A 24,914-nucleotide genomic window follows, 5' to 3' on the forward strand; every position below is an offset into this window, starting at 1 on the left:
TGGTCGTCACTGAAAATTAGGAGCGGTTGAACATGCATTGGACAGAAATGTTAATGCCAGTTGTCAGTGGTTTTGCACTAACAATTATGGCGATGCCAATATTTATTGGTTATTTTAGAATGAAACAATTAGGACAAACAACAAGAGAAGACGGTCCAAAATGGCATGAAGTGAAAACTGGAACACCGACAATGGGTGGTTTAGTCTTCCTAATCGCCATTGTTATTACGAGTGTTTGGGTTGGCATTTGGCAAAAATCCTTAACGATATCTTTAGGGTTGCTAATGTTTATCCTAGTTCTTTACGGTATTTTAGGTTTTTTAGATGATTTTATCAAAGTCTTTAAAAAAAGAAATCTTGGTTTGACATCTAAACAAAAATTAATCGGTCAAATTATTGGCGGTATTGTATTTTTTGCTGTATACCGAATAGAAGGCTTAGATACATTATTGTACCTTCCGTTTTTTGGTGAAGTGAATATTGGGTGGTTGTATGCTGTTTTTGTTATTGTTTGGTTAGTTGGTTTCTCAAATGCAATTAATTTAACAGATGGTTTAGATGGTTTGGTGGCAGGCACGGCAAGTATTGCTTATGGTGCGTATGCCGTTTTAGCATTTAAACAAGGTCAAACAGATATTTTGATTTTTTGTTTAGCTGTAATTGGTGGACTTGTTGGGTTCTTTTTCTTTAATAAAAAACCAGCAAAAATATTTATGGGAGATGTTGGTTCGTTAGCATTAGGTGGCGGATTAGCAGCTGTTTCTATTCTGTTACATCAAGAATGGTCATTGCTATTGATTGGATTAATCTTTGTTATTGAAACGGCAAGCGTTATGATTCAGGTAACATCCTTCAAATTAACTGGTAAACGTGTCTTTAAAATGAGTCCAATCCATCATCATTTTGAAATGAGTGGTTGGAGTGAATGGCGTGTTGTTTTAACATTTTGGGCTGTTGGTTTAGTTGCAGCCGCTTTAGCACTAGTGATTATTCTTTAACAGGAGGCTTTTTAGAATGAAAAAAGTAACAGCTTACGAACATAAAAAAGTATTGGTTGTCGGTTTAGCAATGAGTGGCGTGAACGCGGCTAAATTGTTGCATGAATTAGGCGCATTAGTTACCGTTAACGATTATAAGAGCTTTGAAGAAAACCCAGAAGCGCAAGAACTTTTAGAATCAGGAATTCGGGTTGTAACAGGCGGACATCCAGTTGAATTGTTAGATGAGGATTTTGAATTAGTTGTAAAAAATCCTGGTATCATGTATAACAACCCAATTGTACATCGTGCAATTGAAAAAGGAATACCTGTTATTACAGAAGTTGAATTAGCTTATGAAGTTGCTGAAAGTAAAATTATCGGCATTACTGGAACTAATGGGAAAACAACAACTACCACGATGATTGCTGAAATTTTAAATCATAACCGTAAAAATGGTCATGCTTATGTTGCAGGAAATATAGGGACACCAGCTAGTTTAGTTGCTCAAACAGCAACTAAAGATGATGAAATCGTGATTGAGTTATCAAGTTTCCAATTAATGGGAATTAAAACATTACGACCACAAATTGCTGTCATCACCAATATTTTTGAAGCCCATATTGATTATCATGGCTCACGAGACGAATACGTAGCAGCCAAATGGCGTATTACTGAAAATCAAACAGCAGATGACTATTTAATTTTAAATTGGGATCAAGAAGAGTTGCGTGAATTGTCTAAAACAAGTAAAGCAAAAATTATTCCATTCTCAAGAAAAGAGAGTTTAAAAAATGGCGCTTATGTAAAAGATGACATGATTTATTATCAAGATGAAGCTATTATGAATAAAAATGATATTGTCGTACCAGGTGAGCATAATGTTGAAAATGCGTTGGCTGCAATTGCGGTTGCAAAATTAGTAGGACAAAACAATGAAAACATTGTAGAGTTATTAACGAATTTTTCAGGTGTTAAACATCGGACACAATTTGTGACGGAGTTTAAACAACGTAAATTCTATAATGACTCTAAAGCAACGAATATTTTAGCAACTGAAAATGCATTAAAAGGATTCAGTAAACCGGTCATCTTATTAGCCGGCGGCTTGGATCGAGGAAATGGCTTTGAAGAACTTGTTCCAGCTTTAAAAAACGTCAAAGCGCTCATTGTTTTTGGTGAGACAGCTAGTAAAATTGAAGCAGCAGGTATTGAAGCAGGAGTTAAAACCATTCAACATGTTCAAAACGTTGAAGCAGCAGTCCCAGTTGCGTATGAATTAAGTGAACCGGAAGAAATTATTTTATTATCTCCAGCGTGCGCTAGTTGGGATCAATACCGTAGTTTTGAAGTTCGTGGCGATGCGTTTATCAATGCAATTGATCAATTGATTGAAGAAGTTGAAGAACAGGAGGAGTAATGCTTTATTAAAAAGCCTTACGTTATTATTATGAAAATTATTTTATCTGGTGGTGGCACTGGTGGACATATTTATCCAGCTCTAGCCCTGATTCGACGTCTTCAAGTAATGAATCCCACTGTTGAAGTTCTCTATGTTGGAACAGAAAAAGGCTTAGAAAAGAAGATTGTTGAAAAGGCGGGAATTCCATTTAAATCAGTGGAGATTCAAGGCTTTAAACGTTCTCTATCACTTTCTAATTTTAAAACGATTCAATTATTTTTTAAAAGTGTAGCAGATTCAAAAAAAATTGTAAAAGAATTTAAACCGGATATTGTGATTGGAACGGGTGGATATGTTTGCGGCCCTGTTGTTTACGCAGCTGCTAAATTGAATGTACCTACCATTATCCATGAGCAAAACAGTGTTGCCGGCGTAACCAATAAATTTTTAGCTCGCTTTGTATCTAAAATTGCAATTTGTTTTGAAGAAGCAAGAGCTGAATTCCCTAAATTTCAAGATAAAGTAGTTTTAACTGGGAATCCAAGAGCCCAAGAAGTAGCGAATATTGAAAAATCACCTGTTTTAACTGAATATGGTCTAGCAACTCAAACTCCAACACTATTGATTTTTGGTGGGAGTCGTGGAGCTAGAAAAATTAATGAAGCATTTCTTGAAGCTTTACCAGAATTAGCAACAAAAGACTATCAAGTTCTTTTTGCGACTGGGGAAGTTCATTATGAAAAAATCAATCAAGAAGTTGAAAAATTAAATCTCCAAAACAAAAATGTGGCTGTTGTTCCATATATTTACAATATGCCTGAAGTTTTTGCAAATGTTTCGGTGGTAATGGGAAGAAGTGGAGCGACAACGCTGGCTGAACTAACGGCATTAGGTTTGCCAAGTATATTAATTCCCAGCCCATACGTCACGAATGACCATCAAACAAAAAATGCTGAAAGTCTATCTCATCAAAATGCAGCACGTTTGATTCCAGACAATGAATTAAATGGAGCGCAATTTATTCAAGCAGCAGACGAATTAATGTTGAATGAACCTTTACGTGAAGAAATGGCAAAAGAAGCAAAAAAATTAGGTGTAGTTGACGCCAGTGATCGATTGATTCGTTTAATCAATAAGTTAATAAACAACTAAAAACGAGAAGGGAGCGAAGACGCATGGCAAATTGGAATAAAAGAAGTTCGTATAAAAAAAATACTGCTAAAGAGCCTGCGCCTTCTTTAACTCCTTGGGAGCAAGAACAGCAAAAAAAAGCAGCTGAACAAAATAGTGAAAAAAATAGTGAAAAAACAGTTAGTAGCGAAGAAAAAAAGAAAAACAAAGCTGGAAAAAAAGTGCTCTCAATGGAACACAAGCTACCCCGTTTAAAGGAACAAAGACGAAGAAAGATGTTGCGTCGATTGATTCCAATGGTTTTTTTATTTTCTTTTACAATTTTAGTGATTCTTTATTTTATTTCACCTTTAAGTCGCATTTCAAAAGTAACTGTTTCTGGTACAAATGAAGTTTTTGACCAGTCGGTTATTGACGCCAGTCAATTGAAAAAAGGAGACTCTTTATGGGAAGCTTATTTTAATCGAGCTAAGATGGAGCAAGAAATTAAAGGGAAATTAAATCAAGTTAAATCAGTCCATTTAAAATTCGATGGAGTTAACAGCTATGAGGTAGCAATCAAAGAATATAAAACGGTAGCTTACTTAGCTAAAGACGATCAATACTACAATATTTTAGAAAATGGAAAAATTGTAAAAGAAAGTAGAAAAGTTTCAATAGGCAATCCCCCAATCTTTAAGAACTTTAAAGAAGGACCTGCTTTAGATGAAATGATTTTACAATACAGCCAGTTAAGCAGCGACATTAAAAATAGTATGTCAGATATTGAGCATCAATCCAATAAAACAGATGACTATTTAATTAAAATAAATATGAATGATGGAAATTTAGTGCAAGCAAGTATCCCATCTTTTGCTGAAAAAATGGCGTATTATCCAAGCTTTGTAAAAAGTTTAGGGGACCAAAAAGGAATTATAAATATGGAAGTGGGCGTTTATTTCGAACCATTTTAATAAAAAAATAACAAAATTAATAATGTACAGAATAATTCTACTAAAATCTTCGTAAAATACTGATAAATATGGTAAAATTAAAAATGTGTATCATTTATTGAGAAAAACTAAAATCTTAGGTCAATTAAGGAGGTTTCAATTAATGGGAAATACTGGGATTTATGTGAGTCTAGATATTGGAACCACTTCAATAAAAGTAGTAGTTGCTGAGTATGTCAATGGTCAAATGAACATTATTGGAGTTGGAAATGAAAAATCAGAAGGTCTAAGTCGAGGGATTATTGTCGACATCGATCAAACAGTTGAATCAATTAAAAAAGCAGTTAAACAAGCTGAACAAAAAGCAAATATGGATATTAACAATGTCATCGTTGGAATTCCATCAAATAGTGTTGAAATTGAAAGTTGCCATGGAATGATTGCCGTTTCAGGAGATAATCGTGAAATTAGTGAGTTGGATGTTGAAAATGTAATGGCTGCGGCAATGGTAAGATCAGTTCCGCCAGAAAGAGAAATTATTTCGGTGATTCCAGAAGAATTTATTGTTGATGGCTTTGATGGAATTCGTGATCCAAGAGGAATGATTGGTGTTCGTTTAGAAATGCACGCTACGATGCTAACAGGACCCAAAACGATTTTACATAACACAAAACGTTGTGTAGAAAAGGCAGGATTACAAATTGAGGAAATCGTCGTTCAACCTCTTGCAGTCGGAAGTACCGCTTTATCAAAAGGCGAACGTGATTTTGGAACGATTATCATTGATATGGGGGGGGGACAAACCTCTGCTTCTGTTATTCATGACAATCAATTAAAATATACATTTGTTGATCCAGAAGGTGGCGAATACGTTTCAAAAGATATTTCAATTATTTTGAATACCACCCTTGAAAATGCTGAAAAAATTAAACGTGATTATGGATTTGCATTGCCAGAAGAAACTTCTCCTGATGAAGTTTTTCCAGTTGAAACGATTGGCAAAAATGAGCCAGTCAAAATTGATGAACAATATTTATCAGAAATTATTGAAGCTCGTCTAGTCCAAATTTTCGAAAAAATAAAAGCTGAATTAGATATTGTTGGTGCAAGAGAATTACCAGGAGGAATCGTTCTAACTGGTGGAGCTGCTTCGTTACCAGGAGTGATTGAATTGGCGAAAGATATTTTTGAAATCAATGTGAAACTATATGTTCCAGATCAAATGGGCATGCGTTTCCCAGCCTTTTCTACCGGAATTGGTTTGATTGAATATGTGGCTAATTTAGATGAGATTCACGCAGTATCAAAAGGTCGGAAAGTGCATCATATGGATGAACGAGTGAACCAACACCACGTTGAAGAACACGTTTTTGAAAATAATGCCCCAACACCACGAGAAGAAAAACAGCCAAAAAAAGAAGAAGATAAGTTAAGCAACAAAGCAAAAAATTTCTTTTCTAACTTCTTTGATTAATCAACATAGACGAATGGTAAAACAGAAAATAATCGATGTTAGTAGGAGGAAATAGGATGGAATTAGAATTTGATTCAATGATAAACAACGGTGCTGTCATTAAAGTTATTGGTGTCGGTGGAGCAGGAAACAATGCAGTAAATCGTATGATTGATGAAGGTGTTAAAGGTGTTGAATTTATCGTTGCTAATACGGATATTCAAGCACTACAAAGTTCAAATGCTGAAATCAAAATTCAATTAGGACCAAAATTAACAAGAGGTCTTGGAGCAGGTTCAAATCCAGAAATTGGACGTAAAGCTGCAGAAGAAAGTGAAGAACAAATTGCAGAAGCTTTAAGTGGAGCAGATATGATATTTGTTACTGCAGGTATGGGTGGCGGAACAGGAACAGGAGCTGCACCAATTGTTGCTAGAATTGCAAAAGAACAAAGTGCATTGACTGTTGGTGTTATTACAAGACCCTTTACTTTTGAAGGTCCAAAACGTGGCCGTTTTGCTGCAGAAGGTGTTTCTGAAATGAAAGACCATGTAGATACATTGGTTATTATTTCAAACAATCGTTTACTAGAAATCGTTGACAAAAAGACACCAATGTTAGAAGCTTTCCACGAAGCAGATAACGTATTACGCCAAGGGGTACAAGGTATTTCAGATTTAATCACAGCTCCAGGATATGTAAACTTAGATTTCGCTGATGTAAAAACAGTTATGGAAAATCAAGGTTCTGCGTTGATGGGAATTGGTATGGCAAGTGGTGAAAACAGAACAGCTGAAGCAACTAAAAAAGCGATTTCTTCACCATTACTAGAAGTATCAATTGATGGTGCTGAACAAGTATTACTAAACATTACTGGTGGACCAGACTTAACCTTATTTGAAGCACAAGATGCTTCTGATATCGTTTCAGCAGCTTCAACAACTGAAGTAAATATTATTTTTGGAACATCAATCAACGAAAAACTTGGCGATGAAGTAATCGTAACTGTAATTGCGACTGGGATTGACAATCAACGTGGGCAAGAAGCTCGACGCGATAGTTCAAGAACGCGTAGTTTTTCAAATACAAATGAAGCAACACCTTATAGCAAACGCAATGAGGAACAAAGTCAATCAGCACCTGCAAGCAACCAAGCTGAAAAAGATCCATTTGGCGATTGGGATATTCGTCGTGAGCCTAATGTTCGTGAAACAAGTGGACGCGAAGAAGCACCAACAGAAAAAGCTGATTTTGATGTATTTAAACGCGATTCATCGCCAGAAAAAGGGCATGGAAATGACGATGATAGTTTAGACACACCACCATTCTTTAGAAGACGTCGTAAATAAATGAAAATTTCTAAAAATTTAGAAGCAGTGGAGTCAACGCTATGCCAAGCAATTAATACAGTTGGGCGTAAACGCTCAGATGTAACGTTGATTGCAGTGACAAAAGCTGTTTCTAATGAAGTAACAAAAGAAATTTATGATTTAGGAATTCGTCATTTAGCTGAAAATAGACCAGAAGGTTTACAAGCAAAAAAAACTTATTTACCAGATAATGACATCAAATGGCATTATATTGGTAATTTACAAACGAGAAAAGTGAAGCAAGTTATTAATGAAATTGATTATTTTCATGCGTTAGATCGCATTTCTTTAGCTAAGGAAATCGAAAAGCGTGCAGAACACACAATCAATTGCTTTCTTGAAGTGAATGTTACAGGTGAGGAGTCGAAACATGGCATAAATCCTTCAGAGATTGAAGCTTTTATTGATTCTTTACAAGACTATTCTAAAATAAAAATCATCGGTCTAATGACAATGGCTCCAATCGATGCAGATGAAGCAACTATTCGCAAAGCCTTTTCAACTCTTTATCAACTAAAAAATACGATTCAAGTTAAAGGCATTTCATACGCTCCCTGTACAGAATTGAGTATGGGAATGAGTAATGACTATCAGATTGCTGCCGAGGAAGGCGCGACATTTGTACGAGTTGGAACAGCTTTGTTTAAAGACTAAAATAAGGGAGGACGAGAATATGGGACTCATGGGTAATTTTAGCCAATTTTTTGGTTTAAATGATGAAGAAGAAGATTATGAGTATGAAGAATACGATCAAAAAACTGAAAAAGCAGCAGCGCCTATTCAAGCTCAAGAGAAAGCTTACACTGAACCAAAAAGTAAAGCATCATTTAACACACGCAATGTCAACGCTGTTAAGACAAGCAATAAAGTTGTTCCCTTGAATCAACAAGCGATTCCATCTCAATCTAAAATTGTTGTTTTTGAACCGCGCGTTTATTCAGAAGTTCAAGAAGTTGCAGATTTGTTAATGGCAAATGAATCAGTGATTTTAAATTTCAATCGGATTGAAGAAGATCAAGCTAAACGAATTGTGGACTTCTTAACAGGAACCATTTATGCAATTAGTGGAGATATTCAACGTATCGGCGATGAAATTTTCTTGTGTACACCACCAAATGTTGAAATTGATGGTATGTTAACAGAAATGATGCGCGATAAGGAATTCTACTAGAAAGAGGTGTTTGAAAACAATATGATAGATATTTTAATATTTGTGTACAGAGTGTTATCCGAAGCGATTAATATTTATTCTATTTTAATTGTTGTCTATGCCCTGCTGTCTTGGTTACCTGGCGCTTATAATTCTAAGCTAGGAGAAATATTAGCCAGACTTTGTGAGCCTTATTTAGATGTCTTTAGAAGAATTATCCCACCAATTGGAGGGATTAGCTTTTCACCAATTGTGGCATTGATTGTTTTAAGTTTAGTAAATCGTGGACTTTATTATGTTTTAATGTTTTTAATTCAAACCATAGCATCATAAGAATAAGGGGGCGCTGAAAGATGATTGAAAATGTGTATCAGCATTTTAGAAAAGAAGAGCGCTCTTTTATTGATGCTGTAACGGGTTGGATTCAAGAATGTGAAGATCAATATACACCCTATTTGACCAAGTTTTTAGATCCTAGACAAGTCTATATTATTGAAACGTTGATTGGCAAAAGAAGCGAACTAAAATTGTATTTATTTGGCGGATACGAATCAGCTGAGCGAAAACGAGCCTTTATTTGCCCAGAATATTTTATTCCCAAGCAAGATGATTTTAAGGTTGCTTTATGTGAGATTCATTATCCTGTAAAGTTTGCTCATTTAACTCATAGTAAGATTTTAGGAACTCTAATTTCAACTGGGGTAAAACGGGAGTTTTTTGGAGATATTATTTGTGATGGAGAACGTTGGCAATTTTTTATAGATGAATCAATGGAAAGTTATGTTCGAAATCAAATTGAAAAAATTGGCAATGTGTCGATTCGAGTTGAAGAACGGACCTATGTAGACATTATAACCCCAATTGATGATTGGAGTTATATTAGCGGGACGGTTTCATCCATGCGAATAGACACGATTATTTCAAGTATTTTCAATATTTCAAGACAACGAGCAAAACAGTTGATTGAAGCTGGTAAAGTAAAATTGAATTGGGCAGAAATCTTGCGACCTGATTTTGAAATAGGCTTGTTAGATATTTTATCTGTTCGAGGTTTTGGTCGAATTCAGATCAAAGAAATTGAAGGTAAGACTAAAAAAGACAAATGGCGAATTCGATTCGGTGTTCTTTTTAAATAACAAAAGACATTTCTTGTAGAAATTCCATTTGTAGCTTATAATAGTAAACAACAATATAAAATGAAATTGGAGGTGTCTTCCATGGTGTTAACTCCGTTAGATATACATAACAAAGAGTTCCCTGTCAAGATGCGTGGATATGACCAAGATGAGGTCAATGATTATTTAGATCAAATCATTAAAGATTATGAAATGGTGCTAAAAGAGAAACGTGAATTAGAGAAACAATTAAAATTCAGCGAAGAAAAAGTAGAACATTTCAATAACTTGCAAGATGCTTTAAATAAATCGATTATTGTAGCTCAAGAGGCAGCAGATCGCGTAAAAGAAAATGCAAATAAAGAATCTAAAATTATCATGATGGATGCTGAAAAAAATGCAGATCGTTTACTAGATGAAGCTGTTACAAAAGCACGCAAAATTAGCATTGAAACAGATGGCTTGAAAAAACAAAGTCGTGTGTTTAAACAACGTCTACAATTAATGATCGAATCACAATTAGAAATGGTACGCAACAAGGAATGGGATGAGTTGTTACAAACAACACCAGGAGAAACCTTGGAAATTCCAACTTTAAAAGAAGTTTTAGCAGATTTACCAAAAGCAACTGAAGACACGGAAGAAGTAGCAATCCAAGAACCAATTGATGTCGCAGATATTAAAAAATTTGATGATGTTGATACAAGTGTAGCAGAAGAATCGCCAGAAGATTTAAACTACCGAGTAGAAGGTACACTGGAAGCTATTGAATTGCCAGAAGAAAAATAAATGACTTTGAATAGAACAGAAAAATGATAACAATACTTTTAGCGAGCTAGTGAATGGTGAAAGACTAGCAAGTCCCTGTTATGATTAGATCCTCTAGGAGTCAATTAGCTGAAACTAAGTAAGCTAATTCGTTTGATTGGCGTTAACAATTACTTGAGGAGAAAAAGAAATTTTTCTTAAACTTGGGTGGTAACACGAAGACTTCGTCCCTACTATAGGGGTGGAGTCTTTTTTTAATAAATTAAACTAAATTTTAAAATAGATAAGGAGTTTATATAACATGAAAATGAAAGAAACATTACAGCTTGGAAAAACAGATTTTCCAATGCGTGGAAATTTACCAACAAGAGAAGTGGAATGGCAAAAAAATTGGGAGACTGTTGACATTTACGCTCAACGTCAAAAATTAAATGAAGGCAAACCAAGCTTTGTTTTACATGATGGCCCTCCTTATGCAAATGGCAATATCCATATGGGGCATGCCTTAAACAAAATCAGCAAAGACATCATTATCCGTCATAAATCAATGTCAGGTTTCCGTTCACCATACGTTCCTGGTTGGGATACTCATGGTTTGCCAATCGAGCAAGCTTTAACAAATAAAGGAGTTAAGCGCAAAGAAATGACAGTCGCTGAATTCCGTAAAAAATGTGAAGAATATGCATGGGAGCAAGTCAACAAACAACGTGAAGATTTCAAACGTTTAGGTGTTGCTGGAGAATGGGATCATCCTTATGTAACGTTACAACCAGAATACGAAGAAGCACAAATTCGTGTCTTTGGAAAAATGGCTGAAAAAGGCTATATTTACAAAGGATTAAAACCAATTTACTGGTCACCTTCAAGCGAATCAGCACTAGCAGAAGCGGAAATTGAATACAAAGACGTTAAATCTCCTTCAATCTACGTCGCATTTAAAGTAGTAGACGGAAAAGGAGTCTTAGATACTGATACGTCCTTAGTTATTTGGACAACAACGCCTTGGACAATTCCTTCTAACTTAGGAATCTCAGTAAATGCCTTATATGATTATGTAGTTGTTTTAGCTGACGGCAAAAAGTTTGTAGTGGCTAAGGACCTATTAGAAACGGTTCAAAATGCAATTGGCTGGGAGTCTGTTGAAGTTTTAAGTGAATTAAAAGGGTCTGAAATGGAATATATGACGGCACAACATCCACTATACGAACGCACCTCATTAGTAATGGTCGGCGATCATGTGACGTTAGACGCTGGTACTGGTTTAGTTCATACAGCTCCAGGACATGGTGACGATGACTTTATTATTGGCCAAAAATATAAATTAGGTGTTTTATCACCAATTGACGATCGTGGTGTCTTCACTGATGAAGCTCCTGGTTTTGAAGGTGTCTTTTATGACAAAGGAAATAAATTGATTACAGAAGCTCTTGACGAAAAAGGAGCATTACTAAAACTTGATTTCTTTACTCATAGTTACCCACATGACTGGAGAACAAAAAAACCGGTTATTTTCCGAGCAACACCGCAATGGTTTGCTTCAATTGATGACATCCGCGCGGATATTTTAACAGCTGTTGAAGGCGTTGAATGGGTTCAAAAATGGGGAATGACTCGTCTTTATAATATGGTTCGTGATCGTGGCGATTGGGTTATTTCAAGACAACGTGCATGGGGTGTTCCATTGCCAATTTTCTATGGTGAAAATGGAGAAGCTATTATTACTCCAGAAACAATTGACCACGTTGCGACATTATTTGGCGAACATGGTTCAAATGTTTGGTTTGAAAGAGAAGCAAAAGACTTATTACCTGCAGGATTTACTCATCCATCAAGTCCAAATGGTGAATTTACAAAAGAAAATGACATTATGGATGTTTGGTTTGATTCAGGCTCTTCTCACCAAGCCGTTTTAGCAGCGAGACCTTATTTAACGTATCCAGCTGATATGTATCTAGAAGGGTCAGATCAGTACCGTGGTTGGTTTAACTCAAGTATTACAACAAGTGTCGCAATTAACGGAATTGCACCATACAAAACGGTTCTTTCTCAAGGGATGGTATTAGATGGTGAAGGTCGCAAGATGAGTAAATCAATCGGAAATACGATTTTACCTGAAAAAGTTGTGAAACAAATGGGCGCAGATATTATTCGTTTATGGGTAGCTAGTGTTGATACGCAAGCAGATGTTCGAGTAAGTGATGAAATCTTAAAACAAGTTTCAGAAGTTTATCGTAAAATCCGTAATACTTTACGTTTCCTATTGGCAAATACATCTGATTTTGATCAAAAAGCAGATGCAGTCGACTATAACAATTTGCGTTCAGTAGATAAATATTTAATGATTCGACTAAATCAATTAGTTGGAAAAGTAGAAGAAAGCTATGAAAAATATGAATTCTCTACAATTTATCAATTAATCAACAACTTCTGTACGGTTGACCTATCACAATTTTATCTAGACTTTGCTAAAGATGTTGTTTATATTGAAGCGGCAGATGCCTATGAGCGTCGTGCAATGCAAACTGTTTTTTATGAAGTATTAGTAACATTAACAAAATTATTGACACCAATTTTACCTCATACAGCCGAAGAGGTTTGGGATTTCTTAAACGAGGAAGAAGACTATGTTCAATTAGCAGAAATGCCAGAAGTGACTCATTATCCAAATGAAGAAGAATTAGTGGATATGTGGGAAGCCTTTATGGACTTAAGAAATGATGTTCAAAAAGCACTAGAAGAAGCGCGAAATGAAAAGAAAATTGGAAAATCCTTTGAAGCAAAATTAGTGCTTTATCCAAATGAACAAACGAAAGCGTTGATTGCTGCTTTAGATAGCAATCTTGCTCAACTGTTTATTGTGTCTGATTTAGAAGTAAAAGGCATGAAAGAAACAGCACCTGAAAATGCATTACAATTTGATTCTGCAGCCATTTTGATTGAAAAAGCTGAAGGAGAAACTTGTGAGCGATGTCGTGGAGTGAAACATGACGTTGGCAGTCATTCAGACGCTCCAAACTTGTGTGATCGTTGTGCTACAATTGTCGAGGAACATTATCCAGCAGCTCTTTTACCAGAAGAAGCGGAGTAAATTCAATTGAACCGAATCTTAGAAATTAAGATTCGGTTTTTTTACTCAATGAAGTAAATAGTCAACTAATCGTTTTTATGATAAGATAATGTTATTAAAATGGACATAGAGGAGTGGTTTTGATGGAACTTGACCTGATAAAAGTTCACGGTTCAGAAAATAGTTTTTTCATTCTTGATGAAACAATTTTAGAAAGACCTTTAACAGAAGCAGAAATAATGAAAGTAACAACAACGTTAACGAATCGTGAAACAGGTTTATTGAATGGAGCAGATGGAATTCTATTAATCACTAAGAGCTCACAGCCGGAAGCAGTTGCTAAAATGCGTGTAATCAATAGTGACGGTAGTGAAGCGAGTATGTGTGGCAATGGGTTAAGAACGGTGGCGCGTTACCTTGCAGAAAAAGAGCAATTAGATTACTTTCATGTAGAAACGATGCATGCCAATTTATTAGTTCAAAAAACCACTGAAATTGGGAATGATGTTGCAACCTATCAAGTAGAAATTTCACCTGTATCTTTTCAAACTTCTACACTGCCTTTAATTGGCAAAGGAGAAACGTTAATCAATCAGCCATTTAAAGAGCTAGATTCAAAGCTGTTATTTTCAGCAGTGGCGGTTCCAAATCCACATTTAATTAGTTTTGTTGACCATGAAACAATGGAGAGTCCTTTACTTGAAGAAATAGCACGATTCGTTAATGGAGAAAACCCTTATTTTATTGATGGCGTTAATGTTAGTTTTGTTGAAGTATTAGGAAAAGATCAAATTTTTGTGAAAACTTATGAGCGTGGCGTTGGTTTTACAAATGCTTGTGGGACAGCGATGTCTGCCAGCAGTCTAATGTATGTTTTATTAAAAGAGGGGTCATTTGATCAAAAAATTCAAGTTTTCAATCCAGGTGGAATGGTTCAAACGATTGTTCATCAAGACAATGAAGACAATTATTGGATGGAATTAATTGGAAATGCTACCTATTTACAAAAAATCACACTATCGTTATCAGATGCACAAAAGGGTGATTTTAGTAATAGCCAATTAATGATTTTAAATGAAAATGACGCGTATCAAGAATTTATCAAAGAGGCTCAAAACGTTTTAAAAAAGAACTAAAAATATATTAAAAAGGTTATTAAACCAACGTGTAAAACCCTTGCATAAGAAAAAATATTGAGCTATAATGGATTCGTGATGGGTTTACTTTTATAATGGCGAGAAGAGTTTGAATTCAAGAGGACTTGAATGGTTTATTTCTCTTTTAATTAAAATAGAAACAACTAAACTTGGACTTTTTATCAAAGAAATCTATTGCAAAAAGAGATAAATGGAGGTCACGGACAGATGGAAAAAGGTACAGTAAAATGGTTTAACAGTGAAAAAGGTTTTGGCTTTATCGAAGTAGAAGGCGGAGAAGATGTATTCGTACATTTTAGCGCAATTACAGGTGACGGTTTTAAAACACTTGAAGAAGGCCAACCAGTAGAATTCGAAATCGTTGAAGGAAATCGTGGCGCACAAGCAGCTAACGTTGTAAAACTATAATTTTTGAATTCAATCAAAAGAAGTGACTCCTTTCTATGGAGTCACTTCTTTTTTTTACTTGCATCAAATTAAACTTGAAAAAGATATAAAAAATACAAAATTGTATTAATATAAGATCGGATTAAAAAAGTAAAGAGAGCAGAATAGGCCTTAATAATTAGTTGTAAACGTTTTATATATTAAGGCGATTAGAGTAAGGCTTTTTCCTCGCGAGTGTTCCTATAATTTGTTATTTTATAGTTGGAAGTTTTCTGTTTCAATTAGTTGTAAAATCTATTACTTATGATATCATTATATAATATGAATAGTTAAAGTTAAATGAGATAGGTGGAGGAATTGAATATGTCAGAAAAAATAAAATATGGTGGAGACGCTGTTGTCGATAGTTTAATTAATCACGAAGTCGAGTATGTTTTTGGAATTCCGGGAGCAAAAATTGACCGTGTTTTTGACAGTTTATTAGATAGAGGACCTGAATTAATTGTCGCTCGTCATGAACAAAATGCTGCATTTATGGCTGCTGGAATTGGACGATTAACAGGTAAACCTGGCGTTGTAATTGCAACCAGTGGACCAGGAGCAAGTAATTTGGCAACTGGATTAGTCACTGCAACTGCTGAAGGAGATCCAGTTCTTGCAATTGGAGGACAAGTGAAACGAGCTGATTTGCTAAAACTGACACATCAAAGTATGGATAATGCTGCTTTGTTTGAGCCAATTACAAAATACAGTGCTGAAATTCAAGAACCAGAAAATATTTCTGAGGTGATGTCAAATGCGTATCGTGCAGCTAGAAGTTCAAAACAAGGCGCAAGTTTTGTGAGTATCCCTCAAGACGTCATTGACTCACCAATAAAAAATGCTGCCATTATGCCTTTGCAAGCCCCTAAATTAGGACCTGCCAGTCCAGTAGAAATCACGTTGCTTTCTCAACGAATTAAAGAAGCTAAACTACCAGTTTTATTATTAGGCATGCGTGCGTCAAGTTCTGAAGTTACTCAAGCCATTCGGAACATTATTGCAGTATCTGAAATTCCAGTAGTAGAAACTTTTCAAGGAGCAGGAATTATTTCTCACGATCTTGAAAAGAACTTCTTTGGACGAGTGGGATTGTTTAGAAATCAACCAGGAGATATGTTATTAAAACGCAGTGATTTAGTGATTACGATTGGCTATGATCCAATAGAATATGAAGCACGAAATTGGAATGCTGAGTCGGATGCTAAAATTATTGTCATTGATGACACACCTGCTGAAATTGATCAGTATTTCCAGCCTGAAAAAGAATTGATTGGGGATATTGCACAAACATTAGATTTTTTATTACCCTATTTAAAAGGTTATCAATTAGCAAGTGATTCAAAAAATTATTTAACAACGTTACAAGAAAAATTAGCCGAACGAGATGTCCCACCAGAAAATGGAAAATCTTCTTATACTCACCCGCTAGCAGTGATTTCAGAACTACAAAAAATAGTGACGGATGAAATGACTGTAACAGTAGATATTGGAAGTCATTATATTTGGATGGCACGTCATTTTAGAAGTTACCAACCACGCCATTTATTATTTAGTAATGGAATGCAAACACTGGGTGTTGCGCTACCTTGGGCTATTTCAGCGGCGTTGGTTCGTCCGAATACTCAAATTGTATCTATTTCAGGTGATGGTGGATTCTTATTTTCAGCTCAAGAGCTTGAAACGGCAGTTCGTCGGAATCTAAATATCGTACACTTAATTTGGAATGATGGACGTTACAATATGGTAGAATTTCAAGAAGAAATGAAATATGGTCGTGCTTCTGGTGTTGACTTTGGACCTGTTGATTTTGTGAAATATGCCGAAGCTTTTGGTGCGGTAGGTATGCGTGTAGATGAACCAACCAAATTAAAAGAAGTTCTTAAAGCAGCCTTTGCTACAGAAGGTCCCGTTATTGTAGATATTCCAATCGATTATCAAGATAATAAAGAGCTTGGAAAAACAATTTTACCAGACCAATTTTATTAAAAAAGTCCTAGAGATTGAAAGGAAGTACATTGTCGTGAACTCAAACAAAATTTTATTTCAACATGGAACATTAGGAACATTAATGGCAGGCTTATATGATGGGACATTTTCTATTAATGAGTTATTAAGTCATGGAAATATGGGGATTGGGACGTTAGACGTTTTAGATGGTGAATTAATCGTCTTGGATGGTGAAGCTTTTCAAGCCAAATCGGATGGAACAATAGTGAAACTGTCTGGAAAAGAATTAGTTCCATATGCTGCTGTAACCTACTTTGAAGGAGAAAAATATGAACTGCTTGAAAATGAAATGACAAGCGAAGAAGTGAAAACTTTCTTAAGAGAAAAAATGAGTAGTTTAAATACGTTTTCTGGGATTAAAATCAAAGGACATTTTAAAATAATGCACGTGCGTATTATCCCGAAACAAGAAAAACCTTACCAACGTTTTATTAATGCTTCTCGTATGCAACCTGAGTATACGCAAACAGATGTTGAAGGAACAATTGTTGGTTTCTTTGCGCCTGATTTATTTCAGGGAGCTACAGTAGCAGGTTTTCATTTGCATTTCATTGATAAAGACCAACAATTCGGTGGGCATATTTTAGATTTTGTACTTGAAAAAGGTGTTTTAGAAATTCAAACCCTTGAAACACTAGAGCAACACTTTCAAATTCATGATGAAACATTTTTAAAATCAGAATTTGATGAAACTAACTTGCACGAAGAAATTCAAGAATCAGAAGGATAAGAAAGAGAGGCCCAGCTAAAAAGTTGGGCTTTTTTTTGTAAAAAATTACTTGCTTCTCTTATAAAAGTTTAATAAAATGAATGAGATAAGAAAAGAGGTAGAGAATGAAAAAGATGATCATTATACTTGGAAGTCTAGTTGTAATCATTGGGATTGCGCTTTTTGGAGCAGGAATGTATTTTTACAATGTTGCGATTGCAATCAATGACAAAGATTTTTTAGCAGCAGAACCTAGTAAAAAGGATGACCCTTGGAAAACACAAAAAGAATGGTATCAATCAGCACCAAGAGAAAAACGCTCGATTACGTCAGACGATGGCTTGAAATTAAATGCACTTTATATTCCAGCAGCAGAGCCGTCTAAAAAAACAGTTATTTTAGCACACGGTTATGGTGGGAATTATGAACAAATGAGTCCCTATGCTAAGCTTTTCCATGATTGGGGTTACAATGTACTCGCACCAGATGCCAGAGGTCACGGAACAAGTGAAGGCTCTTATATCGGATTTGGTTGGCATGAGCGGAAAGATTATTTGAAATGGATTGACTTAATGATTACTGAAACAGGTAGCGCGACTGAGCTGGCTCTATTTGGAGTAAGTATGGGTGGCGCGACCGTTATGATGACAAGTGGGGAAGAATTGCCAGCAAATGTAAAAGTGATTGTCGAAGATTGTGGTTATAGTTCAGTAACAGATGAATTAGTTTATCAATTAAAGGATATGTATAACTTGCCAAGTTTCCCATTGATACCAGTGACAAGTGTGGTTACCAAATTAAAAGCAGGTTATTCATTTGGTGAAGCAAGTGCAGTGGAACAATTGAAGAAGAATAAAACTCCGATGCTCTTTATTCATGGCGATAAAGATTTATTTGTCCCAACAGAAATGGTTTATGAGAATTATGAAGCAACTACAGCACCAAAAGAGCTTTATATAGTCAAAGGCGCCGGACACGCTGAAGCTTATGTAAAAGATAAAAAAGGCTATGAAAAAGAAATTCATGATTTTGTTTCAACTTATATTAAGGAGTAAGATAAAAAGAACGCTCATTCACACAGAATGAGCGTTCTTTTTAGTTGTCATTAACTTAATTGACTTGCAGCCTCTTGATCTAAAATAACTGTTAAATTTGGATGAAGCTTTAAAATAGAAGAAGGAATATTAGGATCAACAGGACCCTCTAATGCTTTCTTAATAATAGCAGCTTTATGTTTTCCATTTGCAATTAAAATAAGATGCTTCACGCGCATAATACTTGCCGGTCCCATTGTGACAAATGAGTCAGGAGTTCTTTCTCCTAAATCATTAACCAAGCTTTTGTACCATGGATATTTTGGTGCTACAGTTACTTGGTAGGTGAAGTTTTCAAATTTTGTAGAACCAGGCATATTGCCACAAAAATGACCGTCAGCACCAATTCCAATTAGCATGGCATCCAACCCACCAACAGCTTCTATTTCCTCGTCATAGCTTTGATAATTGGCAGGAGAGACAAAGTGAACATGTGATTCTGGAATTCCAGCAGGTGTCAAAAATTGCTCCCTCAATAAACCTTCCGTCATACCAACTACTTCATTTTTTAATGGAACTTCATCAAAGCTATAATAATGAACGTTGGATAAATAGGATTTGTTTTTAACTAACGGTGCTAATGCTTCATAAATTTTCTTAGGGCTATTTCCAGCTGTAATTGAAAGATTGACACGACGATCATTTAACATTTTTCCAACTATTAGTTTAGTAGCAGTTTCACTCATTTTTTTATAAGACTCTTCAATAATTAATTGCATATTCGTTCCTCCCATTAGTTAGTAATTGTTATCGTTTTCATATGTATAAGTATAAAGCGTGTAATGCATTACATAGCAAGTAGTTTCCTTAAATAAAAAAAATAAACCCTCTTAGAGGGTTTATTTTTTTTATTTATTACGATTGCCAACAATTAAAGAGTAGATGAAAATTAAAATAACTGCACCAATCAAAGCTGGTAAAATTGCAAAACCACCAATTGAAGGTCCCCAACTACCAAATAATGATGATCCTACCCAAGATCCTAAGAATCCTACGATAATGTTCCCAATCACACCACCTGGTACGTCTTTACCAAGAATCATACCACCGATAGCTCCTAAAATACCACCTACGATAATTGACCAAATAAATCCTAACATTGTACATTCCTCCAATCACTTAATTCTATTAATCATTTAAGATTACATTAATAGTATAGACATAATTCGTTCACAATTCAAAAGATATGCTCATACATCTGGAAATTCTAAGAAATTAAGCTAAAGATTAAATAACGAAAATAAAAGAGGGGATAAAATAAAAAGGAGCAGAGAAACCATCTATTGGTTTCTCTGCTCCTTTAAAAGTTATTTCAAATATTGATTAGCTTGATTATCGTCGGAAGTTAAAGCGAGTAATTTATCTCGTAAATCGGTTTCCATTACAGATAATTCTTTTTCAGCTTCTTTCCGTTTTACACGACCTTCTTGTTGAATTTTCAATGTTTCTTGTAGGGTTTCAACTAAGTCATCTTGTGTTTGTTGTAAGGTTTCGATATCAATCACGCCACGCTCATTCTCTTTAGCAGTTTCAATTGCTGAGATTTTTAACATAGCAGAATTTTTCTTCAATAAGTCATTCGTTGTTTCAGAAACTTGTCGTTGAGCAGTGACAGCATCTTTTTGACGAAGAAGGGTTAGCGCAATTGCAATCTGATTTTTCCAAAGAGGAATTGCTGTATTAATCGAAGATTGAATTTTTTCTGCCAAAGCTTGGTTTGTATTTTGAATCAAACGAATTTGCGGAGCTTGCTGAATTGTCATTTGGCGAGCTAATCTTAAGTCATGGGTACGTTTTTCAAGGCGATCTAAAAATTGGTTTAAGTCATTGACAACTTGAACATCCATTTGATCATTTGACTGTTCAGCTTGTTTAATTGCTTCTGGAATTAAGGTAACTTGTAATTCTTCCATCTTAACTTCGCCTGCAGCAATATAAATATTTAGTGCATCAAAGTAATCTTTATTTTTTTGGTAGAGCTGCTCTAGCATCATGTTGTCATTTAATAAGCCATTTTTTTCTCGGTCTAGTTTAATGGCAATCTTATCAATTTGCGCACCGATTTTTTGATATTTAGAAGTCATCTCATAAATTGATTTACGAACTTTACCAAATATTTTTTTGAAAACATTGTTATCTTCTGCTCGTAACTCATCTGGATTTGCTTCGTTTAAACGGTACATTAAGTCATTTAAAGACTCTCCAATCTCACCAGTGTCTTGATTTTGGACATGATTTAACATTGTATGAGAAAATTCACCTAATTTTTGTTGCGCAGCGGCACCATAGCTCATAATAGCTTGGGCATTGGCAACATCAATTTGTTCAGCTAATGCTTTTGCTTGGACTTGACGTTCTTTTGGCAAACGATCAATCATTCGTGGGGCAGGTGCATCCGCACCAACTGCTTGTAAAGGGTCAACTTGAACGCTTGGTGCAGCCGTTGCATCTGAAAAAGGATTTGCTAATAACTCATCTAATTCATTGTTTACTTCTTTGATTGTGGGTTCTTGTGGTTGAATGGTATCATCTAATTCAGTCATATTATAGTCGCTCCTTTAACGATTCATTTGAATCTTCGTTTTCAGTTAAATTTGTTGCTTCATTATCTCTTGCAAGAGTTTGTTTTGCAAGTTCTAGCTCGATGTCCATGTCTTCTAAATCATTAGACATAAAATGTTCATAGTCTGTTGCAATTAACTGACACATTTGGTCAATCGTGGTCGCACTTTTATCAAGGACATCAAATGTTGCTTTATTTTTAACTTTATGTTGGTTGATTTCAATATATTTACTTGTTAACTCAACTAGGGAAGGTAAGTGAACATATAAAAATTGATCCACTTCATGTAAACGTCTTGGTTCTTCCACGATTTCTTTAAAAAGTGATTTTGTTAATTGAATCGTGTCATTGCGAGTTTCAATTGTTTTTAATTTAGAAACTTGAATGAAATTTTTTTCCAATAGAACGATTTGATTTTTAGCTGTATTCATTGTTTCTCTAAAGAAGATCATTTCTTCTTTAGATAGCCCTTGTTGCAAATAAAAGTCTTCTTTTTCAGAAGTTAAGCGTTGTAATTTTTCATCCGTTGCCTTTTGCAAGCTCGTTCCGTTTTTATTTTTACGTTTGAAAAACAAAAATACACCTCCGATTAAGACTGTCCATAGAATGGAAAGAAATAGGCCTACTTTAAAGAAAAAAAGTAGCAGGATAAAGATTAGTAAGCAAGAAACACTGCCAATCGTGTAAGATAAAATATCTGAAATATTTTTGAGTAATTTTTTCATATGTCTCAACTCCATTAGTTGTATTTATTAAAATTTCCGTTTTTTTCATCGGGTGATGTAGTTCTATTTTAGCACAAATCTAGCTACTTATCCTATGCGACTAAAGAAGTATTTCCATCTAAGTCTTTTAGAATAGAGAGAAGCAAAATAATAAGAAAAGAATGAATTCTAATTGAAAATTATCGATGAGCACGGTATGATAGGTCATAATAAGAGGCTAGCGGGTTTTAAAAGTTAAAGGAAAAACAAGTAAATAAGTTTATAATTAGTTAGGCTAATTAATAGGCATTATTAAATGTAAGAATGAAAGTGAGTGAATCGCTACATGTCTAAACCAGAAATGACTCGAACGGAATTAAAAAAATTAAAGGAGCAAGAAGAAAAAAATCGCAAAAAACGTGACAAAGAACGCCTTAAGGTTGAAAGAGAGTATCAAAAGCAATTAGAAAAAGAGGGACAAGTAACAAAAAGTCGAGTGATTGAAAATGAAAAAAGTCGTGAAACTGGGCGTTTTTTAACGAAAGCTATTTTGATTGTGGCGGTTTTATTAGCAATTGTTTTAGCAATTGTATTTCTTGTTTAAAAAAAAGGAGTTTTATAGATGAAAATTGGAATTATTGGTGCAATGGAAGAAGAAGTTATCCTATTAAAGAGCAAAATGACTGTTACAAAGGAATGGACTGAAGCGAAAGCTGATTTCATTGAAGGGACTCTTGACGGTATTGAAGTTGTTTTGGTACGTTCGGGAATTGGAAAAGTAAATGCAGCTATTACAACTACGTTACTGTTAGCAAAACATGATATTGATTTGGTCATCAATACAGGATCTGCTGGCGGCATTGGACAAGGGTTGAAAATTGGCGATGTCGTCGTTTCTTCAGAAATGGCCTATCATGATGTGGATGCGACCGTTTTTGGTTATGTAATTGGTCAGGTTCCACAAATGCCTGCTCGTTATGTTGCAGATGCAGCAATCGTTGAGAAAGTAATTGAAGCAGCTAAAAAAGCTAGCTTAACGCCAGTTAAAGGCCTAATTGTAACGAGTGACTCCTTTATTGCTGGAAAAGAAGCAACCACAAAAATTATGAAGAACTTTCCAGACGTGTTAGCCGCTGAAATGGAAGGCGCAGCAATTGCACAAGTCTGTCATCAATTTGACGTTCCATTTGTGATTGTGCGTGCCATGTCAGATACGGCTGATGAAGAAGCAGGGGTTACTTTTGATGAGTTTATTATTGAAGCTGGGAAAAAATCTGCTTTGATGGTGATGGAACTTATTCATGATTTAGCATAAGGAGGAATTAAGATGAGAGCTCTTTTATCTATTGATTATACGAATGATTTTGTTGCAACAGACGGTATCCTTACTACAGGAGAAGCAGGACAGAAAATTGAAAATCATTTAGTTGATGTTACGAGAGATTTTATTTCAGCAGATGAATATGTTGTATTTTTAATTGACGGACACGATGAAAAAGATACGTATCATCCTGAAAATAAACTGTTTCCACCGCATAATTTAATGGGCTCTAACGGTCGAAAACTTTATGGGAAATTAGCAGATGTCTATGAAGGAAATCAAGATAAATCAACGGTTCATTGGATAGATAAACGACACTATTCAGCATTTAGTGGCACGGATCTAGATATCCGTTTAAGAGAGCGTAACATTAAGGAGCTTCATTTAACGGGTGTTTGTACAGATATTTGCGTGCTGCATACAGCTGTAGATGCTTATAATTTAGGCTATCAAATTGTCGTTCATGAAAAAGCGGTTGCTAGTTTTGATTCTGAGGGTCATCGTTGGGCATTGAGACATTTTAAAAACACATTAGGTGCAATTATTCTTTAAGCAAGGTAAACTGGAAGTAAGAAAATGTTTAACGATTTAATCTCTATTGACTATTAACGATAGGAGGAAACGTTATGATTATTATTCGACCAGCAACTTTAAAAGATGTAGATGGAATTATTCAAGTGTGTATAGAGGGAAATCGTGTCACGTATCAAGATTTATTACCCGCTTCAGATATGGAAGAAAAAATTGTAACGTACTACAATAGTACCCGCATTCAAGATGAGATTATGAATCTTGATGATTCTTGGAATGGTTGGATCGTGGCAGATGAGGATGGCGAAATTATTGGTGCCGGTGCTGGTGGCTATAATGAAGAGGGACAAGCTGAAGTTCTAGCCTTATATTTGAATCCAACTCGAAAGAGAAATGGCATTGGAACCAAAATATTAGCTGAAATTACTAAAGTTCACCAAGCGCAAGGAGCTAAAGAACAATGGGTCTCTTTTATTCATAAAAATGAACTGGCTACATTATTTTATGAAGCACAGGATTTTATTTTCATTAAAGAAACCACCGACCAAGAAGGCCAGTGTTACTCACATTATAAACGAAAAATCTAAGGGGTTTAAAGGAGTACAAAATGGAAATAAAAGAGAGCAATTACGCTTCAACAGATAAATTAGTTTCGGATTTACTAGAAAAACATATTGTAGCAGTTGGAAAAGCGATTCCGGCTTACGAAAAAAAAGAAATTGCCTTTACAGCTTATGACGATAATGGAGCGGTATTAGGCGCCGTTGTAGGAGAAATTGTTTGGAATCATCTTCATGTCAGTTTGCTTGGAATCGATCAAACCATGCAAAAACAAGGTGTTGGTCAAAAGTTATTGCAACACATTGAAGAGTACGCCAAGCAATTCGGTGCGAGGATGGTTATTTTAGAAACCATGAGCTGGCAAGCGCCTAAGTTTTATCAAAAAAACGGGTATCAGATTTTCGGTACAGTAGAAAATCACCCAATAGAAGGGGAATGTAAATACTATTTAAGCAAAGTATTGCCTTCATAGA

26 protein-coding genes and 1 other annotated feature are annotated in these 24,914 nt (G+C 35.2%); of the genes, 22 read left to right on the forward strand and 4 right to left on the reverse strand.

Annotated features, from left to right (window positions below; all coding sequences use genetic code 11):
* Positions 1–32: 32 nt before the first annotated feature.
* From mraY to BR52_RS03150, 17 genes are all read left to right on the forward strand, one after another.
* Positions 33–998 (forward strand): phospho-N-acetylmuramoyl-pentapeptide-transferase, encoded by a 966-nt coding sequence (gene mraY / locus BR52_RS03070; protein ID WP_034569047.1) that lies wholly within the window; start codon positions 33–35, stop codon positions 996–998.
* A 16-nt stretch (positions 999–1,014) separates the two neighbouring features.
* The gene (gene murD, locus BR52_RS03075; protein WP_034569049.1) at positions 1,015–2,397 is read left to right on the forward strand and encodes a UDP-N-acetylmuramoyl-L-alanine--D-glutamate ligase; all 1,383 of its coding nucleotides are present in this window, start codon (positions 1,015–1,017) and stop codon (positions 2,395–2,397) included.
* 30 nt (positions 2,398–2,427) lie between these two features.
* Positions 2,428–3,531 (forward strand): undecaprenyldiphospho-muramoylpentapeptide beta-N-acetylglucosaminyltransferase, encoded by a 1,104-nt coding sequence (gene murG, locus BR52_RS03080; RefSeq protein WP_034569051.1) that lies wholly within the window; start codon positions 2,428–2,430, stop codon positions 3,529–3,531.
* A 23-nt stretch (positions 3,532–3,554) separates the two neighbouring features.
* Positions 3,555–4,463, forward strand: coding sequence for a cell division protein FtsQ/DivIB (locus BR52_RS03085; protein ID WP_034569054.1), 909 nt, complete (start codon positions 3,555–3,557; stop codon positions 4,461–4,463).
* 142 nt (positions 4,464–4,605) lie between these two features.
* The gene (ftsA, locus tag BR52_RS03090; protein WP_034569055.1) at positions 4,606–5,916 is read left to right on the forward strand and encodes a cell division protein FtsA; all 1,311 of its coding nucleotides are present in this window, start codon (positions 4,606–4,608) and stop codon (positions 5,914–5,916) included.
* A 56-nt stretch (positions 5,917–5,972) separates the two neighbouring features.
* Positions 5,973–7,244, forward strand: coding sequence for a cell division protein FtsZ (gene ftsZ, locus BR52_RS03095; RefSeq protein WP_034569056.1), 1,272 nt, complete (start codon positions 5,973–5,975; stop codon positions 7,242–7,244).
* Positions 7,245–7,919, forward strand: coding sequence for a YggS family pyridoxal phosphate-dependent enzyme (locus BR52_RS03100; protein ID WP_034569058.1), 675 nt, complete (start codon positions 7,245–7,247; stop codon positions 7,917–7,919).
* 19 nt (positions 7,920–7,938) lie between these two features.
* Positions 7,939–8,436 (forward strand): cell division protein SepF, encoded by a 498-nt coding sequence (locus tag BR52_RS03105; protein ID WP_034569059.1) that lies wholly within the window; start codon positions 7,939–7,941, stop codon positions 8,434–8,436.
* Positions 8,437–8,457: 21 nt separating this feature from the next.
* Complete coding sequence (locus BR52_RS03110) at positions 8,458–8,748, forward strand: YggT family protein (RefSeq protein ID WP_034569061.1); 291 nt, start codon at positions 8,458–8,460, stop codon at positions 8,746–8,748.
* Positions 8,749–8,768: 20 nt separating this feature from the next.
* Positions 8,769–9,551, forward strand: a complete 783-nt coding sequence (locus BR52_RS03115) for a YlmH family RNA-binding protein (protein WP_034569062.1) — start codon at positions 8,769–8,771, stop codon at positions 9,549–9,551.
* 81 nt (positions 9,552–9,632) lie between these two features.
* Positions 9,633–10,319, forward strand: a complete 687-nt coding sequence (locus tag BR52_RS03120; protein WP_081890693.1) for a DivIVA domain-containing protein — start codon at positions 9,633–9,635, stop codon at positions 10,317–10,319.
* Positions 10,317–10,533 (forward strand) — a binding site (T-box leader). Its footprint overlaps the gene before it by 3 nt.
* A gap of 66 nt (positions 10,534–10,599) precedes the next feature.
* On the forward strand, positions 10,600–13,386 hold the full coding sequence (ileS, locus tag BR52_RS03125; RefSeq protein ID WP_034569063.1) for an isoleucine--tRNA ligase: 2,787 nt from the start codon (positions 10,600–10,602) through the stop codon (positions 13,384–13,386).
* A 122-nt stretch (positions 13,387–13,508) separates the two neighbouring features.
* Positions 13,509–14,501, forward strand: coding sequence for a diaminopimelate epimerase (gene dapF / locus BR52_RS03130; RefSeq protein WP_034569065.1), 993 nt, complete (start codon positions 13,509–13,511; stop codon positions 14,499–14,501).
* 228 nt (positions 14,502–14,729) lie between these two features.
* Positions 14,730–14,930 carry a cold-shock protein CspD gene (gene cspD / locus BR52_RS03135; protein ID WP_034569066.1) on the forward strand — a complete coding sequence of 67 codons (201 nt, stop codon included), beginning with the start codon at positions 14,730–14,732 and terminating at the stop codon, positions 14,928–14,930.
* Positions 14,931–15,272: 342 nt separating this feature from the next.
* Positions 15,273–16,937, forward strand: a complete 1,665-nt coding sequence (gene alsS, locus BR52_RS03140) for an acetolactate synthase AlsS (RefSeq protein WP_034569068.1) — start codon at positions 15,273–15,275, stop codon at positions 16,935–16,937.
* A gap of 34 nt (positions 16,938–16,971) precedes the next feature.
* The gene (gene budA, locus BR52_RS03145) at positions 16,972–17,688 is read left to right on the forward strand and encodes an acetolactate decarboxylase (protein ID WP_034569069.1); all 717 of its coding nucleotides are present in this window, start codon (positions 16,972–16,974) and stop codon (positions 17,686–17,688) included.
* 104 nt (positions 17,689–17,792) lie between these two features.
* A complete protein-coding gene (locus BR52_RS03150; protein ID WP_034569071.1) occupies positions 17,793–18,722 on the forward strand; it encodes an alpha/beta hydrolase in 930 nt (309 codons plus the stop codon).
* Between the two features lie 50 nt (positions 18,723–18,772).
* On the opposite strand, the gene BR52_RS03155 is transcribed toward BR52_RS03150, so the two are convergent.
* The 4 genes from BR52_RS03155 to BR52_RS03170 all read right to left on the reverse strand — a co-directional run bounded on the left by BR52_RS03155 (position 18,773) and on the right by BR52_RS03170 (position 22,049).
* Positions 18,773–19,480, reverse strand: a complete 708-nt coding sequence (locus tag BR52_RS03155) for a glucosamine-6-phosphate deaminase (protein ID WP_034569072.1) — start codon at positions 19,478–19,480, stop codon at positions 18,773–18,775.
* 129 nt (positions 19,481–19,609) lie between these two features.
* Positions 19,610–19,861 carry a GlsB/YeaQ/YmgE family stress response membrane protein gene (locus tag BR52_RS03160; RefSeq protein ID WP_034569074.1) on the reverse strand — a complete coding sequence of 84 codons (252 nt, stop codon included), beginning with the start codon at positions 19,859–19,861 and terminating at the stop codon, positions 19,610–19,612.
* Positions 19,862–20,068: 207 nt separating this feature from the next.
* A complete protein-coding gene (locus tag BR52_RS03165; RefSeq protein WP_034569076.1) occupies positions 20,069–21,304 on the reverse strand; it encodes a toxic anion resistance protein in 1,236 nt (411 codons plus the stop codon).
* Position 21,305: 1 nt separating this feature from the next.
* Complete coding sequence (locus BR52_RS03170; RefSeq protein WP_051915616.1) at positions 21,306–22,049, reverse strand: 5-bromo-4-chloroindolyl phosphate hydrolysis family protein; 744 nt, start codon at positions 22,047–22,049, stop codon at positions 21,306–21,308.
* A gap of 325 nt (positions 22,050–22,374) precedes the next feature.
* Between BR52_RS03170 and macP the strand changes: the two genes are divergently transcribed.
* The 5 genes from macP (at position 22,375) to BR52_RS03195 (ending at position 24,913) form a co-directional block, all read left to right on the forward strand.
* Entirely contained in the window at positions 22,375–22,632 is a 258-nt protein-coding gene (gene macP, locus BR52_RS03175; protein WP_034569078.1) for a cell wall synthase accessory phosphoprotein MacP, read from the forward strand.
* 18 nt (positions 22,633–22,650) lie between these two features.
* Positions 22,651–23,343 carry a 5'-methylthioadenosine/adenosylhomocysteine nucleosidase gene (locus BR52_RS03180; protein WP_034569079.1) on the forward strand — a complete coding sequence of 231 codons (693 nt, stop codon included), beginning with the start codon at positions 22,651–22,653 and terminating at the stop codon, positions 23,341–23,343.
* 12 nt (positions 23,344–23,355) lie between these two features.
* Complete coding sequence (locus BR52_RS03185; protein WP_034569080.1) at positions 23,356–23,901, forward strand: cysteine hydrolase family protein; 546 nt, start codon at positions 23,356–23,358, stop codon at positions 23,899–23,901.
* Positions 23,902–23,975: 74 nt separating this feature from the next.
* Positions 23,976–24,467, forward strand: coding sequence for a GNAT family N-acetyltransferase (locus BR52_RS03190; RefSeq protein WP_051915617.1), 492 nt, complete (start codon positions 23,976–23,978; stop codon positions 24,465–24,467).
* Positions 24,468–24,487: 20 nt separating this feature from the next.
* Positions 24,488–24,913 carry a GNAT family N-acetyltransferase gene (locus BR52_RS03195; RefSeq protein WP_034569082.1) on the forward strand — a complete coding sequence of 142 codons (426 nt, stop codon included), beginning with the start codon at positions 24,488–24,490 and terminating at the stop codon, positions 24,911–24,913.
* The last annotated feature ends 1 nt before the right edge of the window (position 24,914 follow it).

The sequence above is a fragment of the Carnobacterium divergens DSM 20623 genome (assembly GCF_000744255.1).
In the GTDB taxonomy this organism is placed as follows: Bacteria; Bacillota; Bacilli; order Lactobacillales; family Carnobacteriaceae; genus Carnobacterium; species Carnobacterium divergens.

Coding starts and splice junctions, on each gene's coding strand:
- mraY (WP_034569047.1), top strand. CDS start 33: ATGCATTGGACAGAAATGTTAATGCCAGTTGTCAGTGGTTTTGCACTA.
- murD (WP_034569049.1), top strand. CDS start 1,015: ATGAAAAAAGTAACAGCTTACGAACATAAAAAAGTATTGGTTGTCGGT.
- murG (WP_034569051.1), top strand. CDS start 2,428: ATGAAAATTATTTTATCTGGTGGTGGCACTGGTGGACATATTTATCCA.
- BR52_RS03085 (WP_034569054.1), top strand. CDS start 3,555: ATGGCAAATTGGAATAAAAGAAGTTCGTATAAAAAAAATACTGCTAAA.
- ftsA (WP_034569055.1), top strand. CDS start 4,606: ATGGGAAATACTGGGATTTATGTGAGTCTAGATATTGGAACCACTTCA.
- ftsZ (WP_034569056.1), top strand. CDS start 5,973: ATGGAATTAGAATTTGATTCAATGATAAACAACGGTGCTGTCATTAAA.
- BR52_RS03100 (WP_034569058.1), top strand. CDS start 7,245: ATGAAAATTTCTAAAAATTTAGAAGCAGTGGAGTCAACGCTATGCCAA.
- BR52_RS03105 (WP_034569059.1), top strand. CDS start 7,939: ATGGGACTCATGGGTAATTTTAGCCAATTTTTTGGTTTAAATGATGAA.
- BR52_RS03110 (WP_034569061.1), top strand. CDS start 8,458: ATGATAGATATTTTAATATTTGTGTACAGAGTGTTATCCGAAGCGATT.
- BR52_RS03115 (WP_034569062.1), top strand. CDS start 8,769: ATGATTGAAAATGTGTATCAGCATTTTAGAAAAGAAGAGCGCTCTTTT.
- BR52_RS03120 (WP_081890693.1), top strand. CDS start 9,633: ATGGTGTTAACTCCGTTAGATATACATAACAAAGAGTTCCCTGTCAAG.
- ileS (WP_034569063.1), top strand. CDS start 10,600: ATGAAAATGAAAGAAACATTACAGCTTGGAAAAACAGATTTTCCAATG.
- dapF (WP_034569065.1), top strand. CDS start 13,509: ATGGAACTTGACCTGATAAAAGTTCACGGTTCAGAAAATAGTTTTTTC.
- cspD (WP_034569066.1), top strand. CDS start 14,730: ATGGAAAAAGGTACAGTAAAATGGTTTAACAGTGAAAAAGGTTTTGGC.
- alsS (WP_034569068.1), top strand. CDS start 15,273: ATGTCAGAAAAAATAAAATATGGTGGAGACGCTGTTGTCGATAGTTTA.
- BR52_RS03150 (WP_034569071.1), top strand. CDS start 17,793: ATGAAAAAGATGATCATTATACTTGGAAGTCTAGTTGTAATCATTGGG.
- BR52_RS03155 (WP_034569072.1), bottom strand. CDS start 19,480: ATGCAATTAATTATTGAAGAGTCTTATAAAAAAATGAGTGAAACTGCT.
- BR52_RS03160 (WP_034569074.1), bottom strand. CDS start 19,861: ATGTTAGGATTTATTTGGTCAATTATCGTAGGTGGTATTTTAGGAGCT.
- BR52_RS03165 (WP_034569076.1), bottom strand. CDS start 21,304: ATGACTGAATTAGATGATACCATTCAACCACAAGAACCCACAATCAAA.
- BR52_RS03170 (WP_051915616.1), bottom strand. CDS start 22,049: ATGAAAAAATTACTCAAAAATATTTCAGATATTTTATCTTACACGATT.
- macP (WP_034569078.1), top strand. CDS start 22,375: ATGTCTAAACCAGAAATGACTCGAACGGAATTAAAAAAATTAAAGGAG.
- BR52_RS03180 (WP_034569079.1), top strand. CDS start 22,651: ATGAAAATTGGAATTATTGGTGCAATGGAAGAAGAAGTTATCCTATTA.
- BR52_RS03185 (WP_034569080.1), top strand. CDS start 23,356: ATGAGAGCTCTTTTATCTATTGATTATACGAATGATTTTGTTGCAACA.
- BR52_RS03190 (WP_051915617.1), top strand. CDS start 23,976: ATGATTATTATTCGACCAGCAACTTTAAAAGATGTAGATGGAATTATT.
- BR52_RS03195 (WP_034569082.1), top strand. CDS start 24,488: ATGGAAATAAAAGAGAGCAATTACGCTTCAACAGATAAATTAGTTTCG.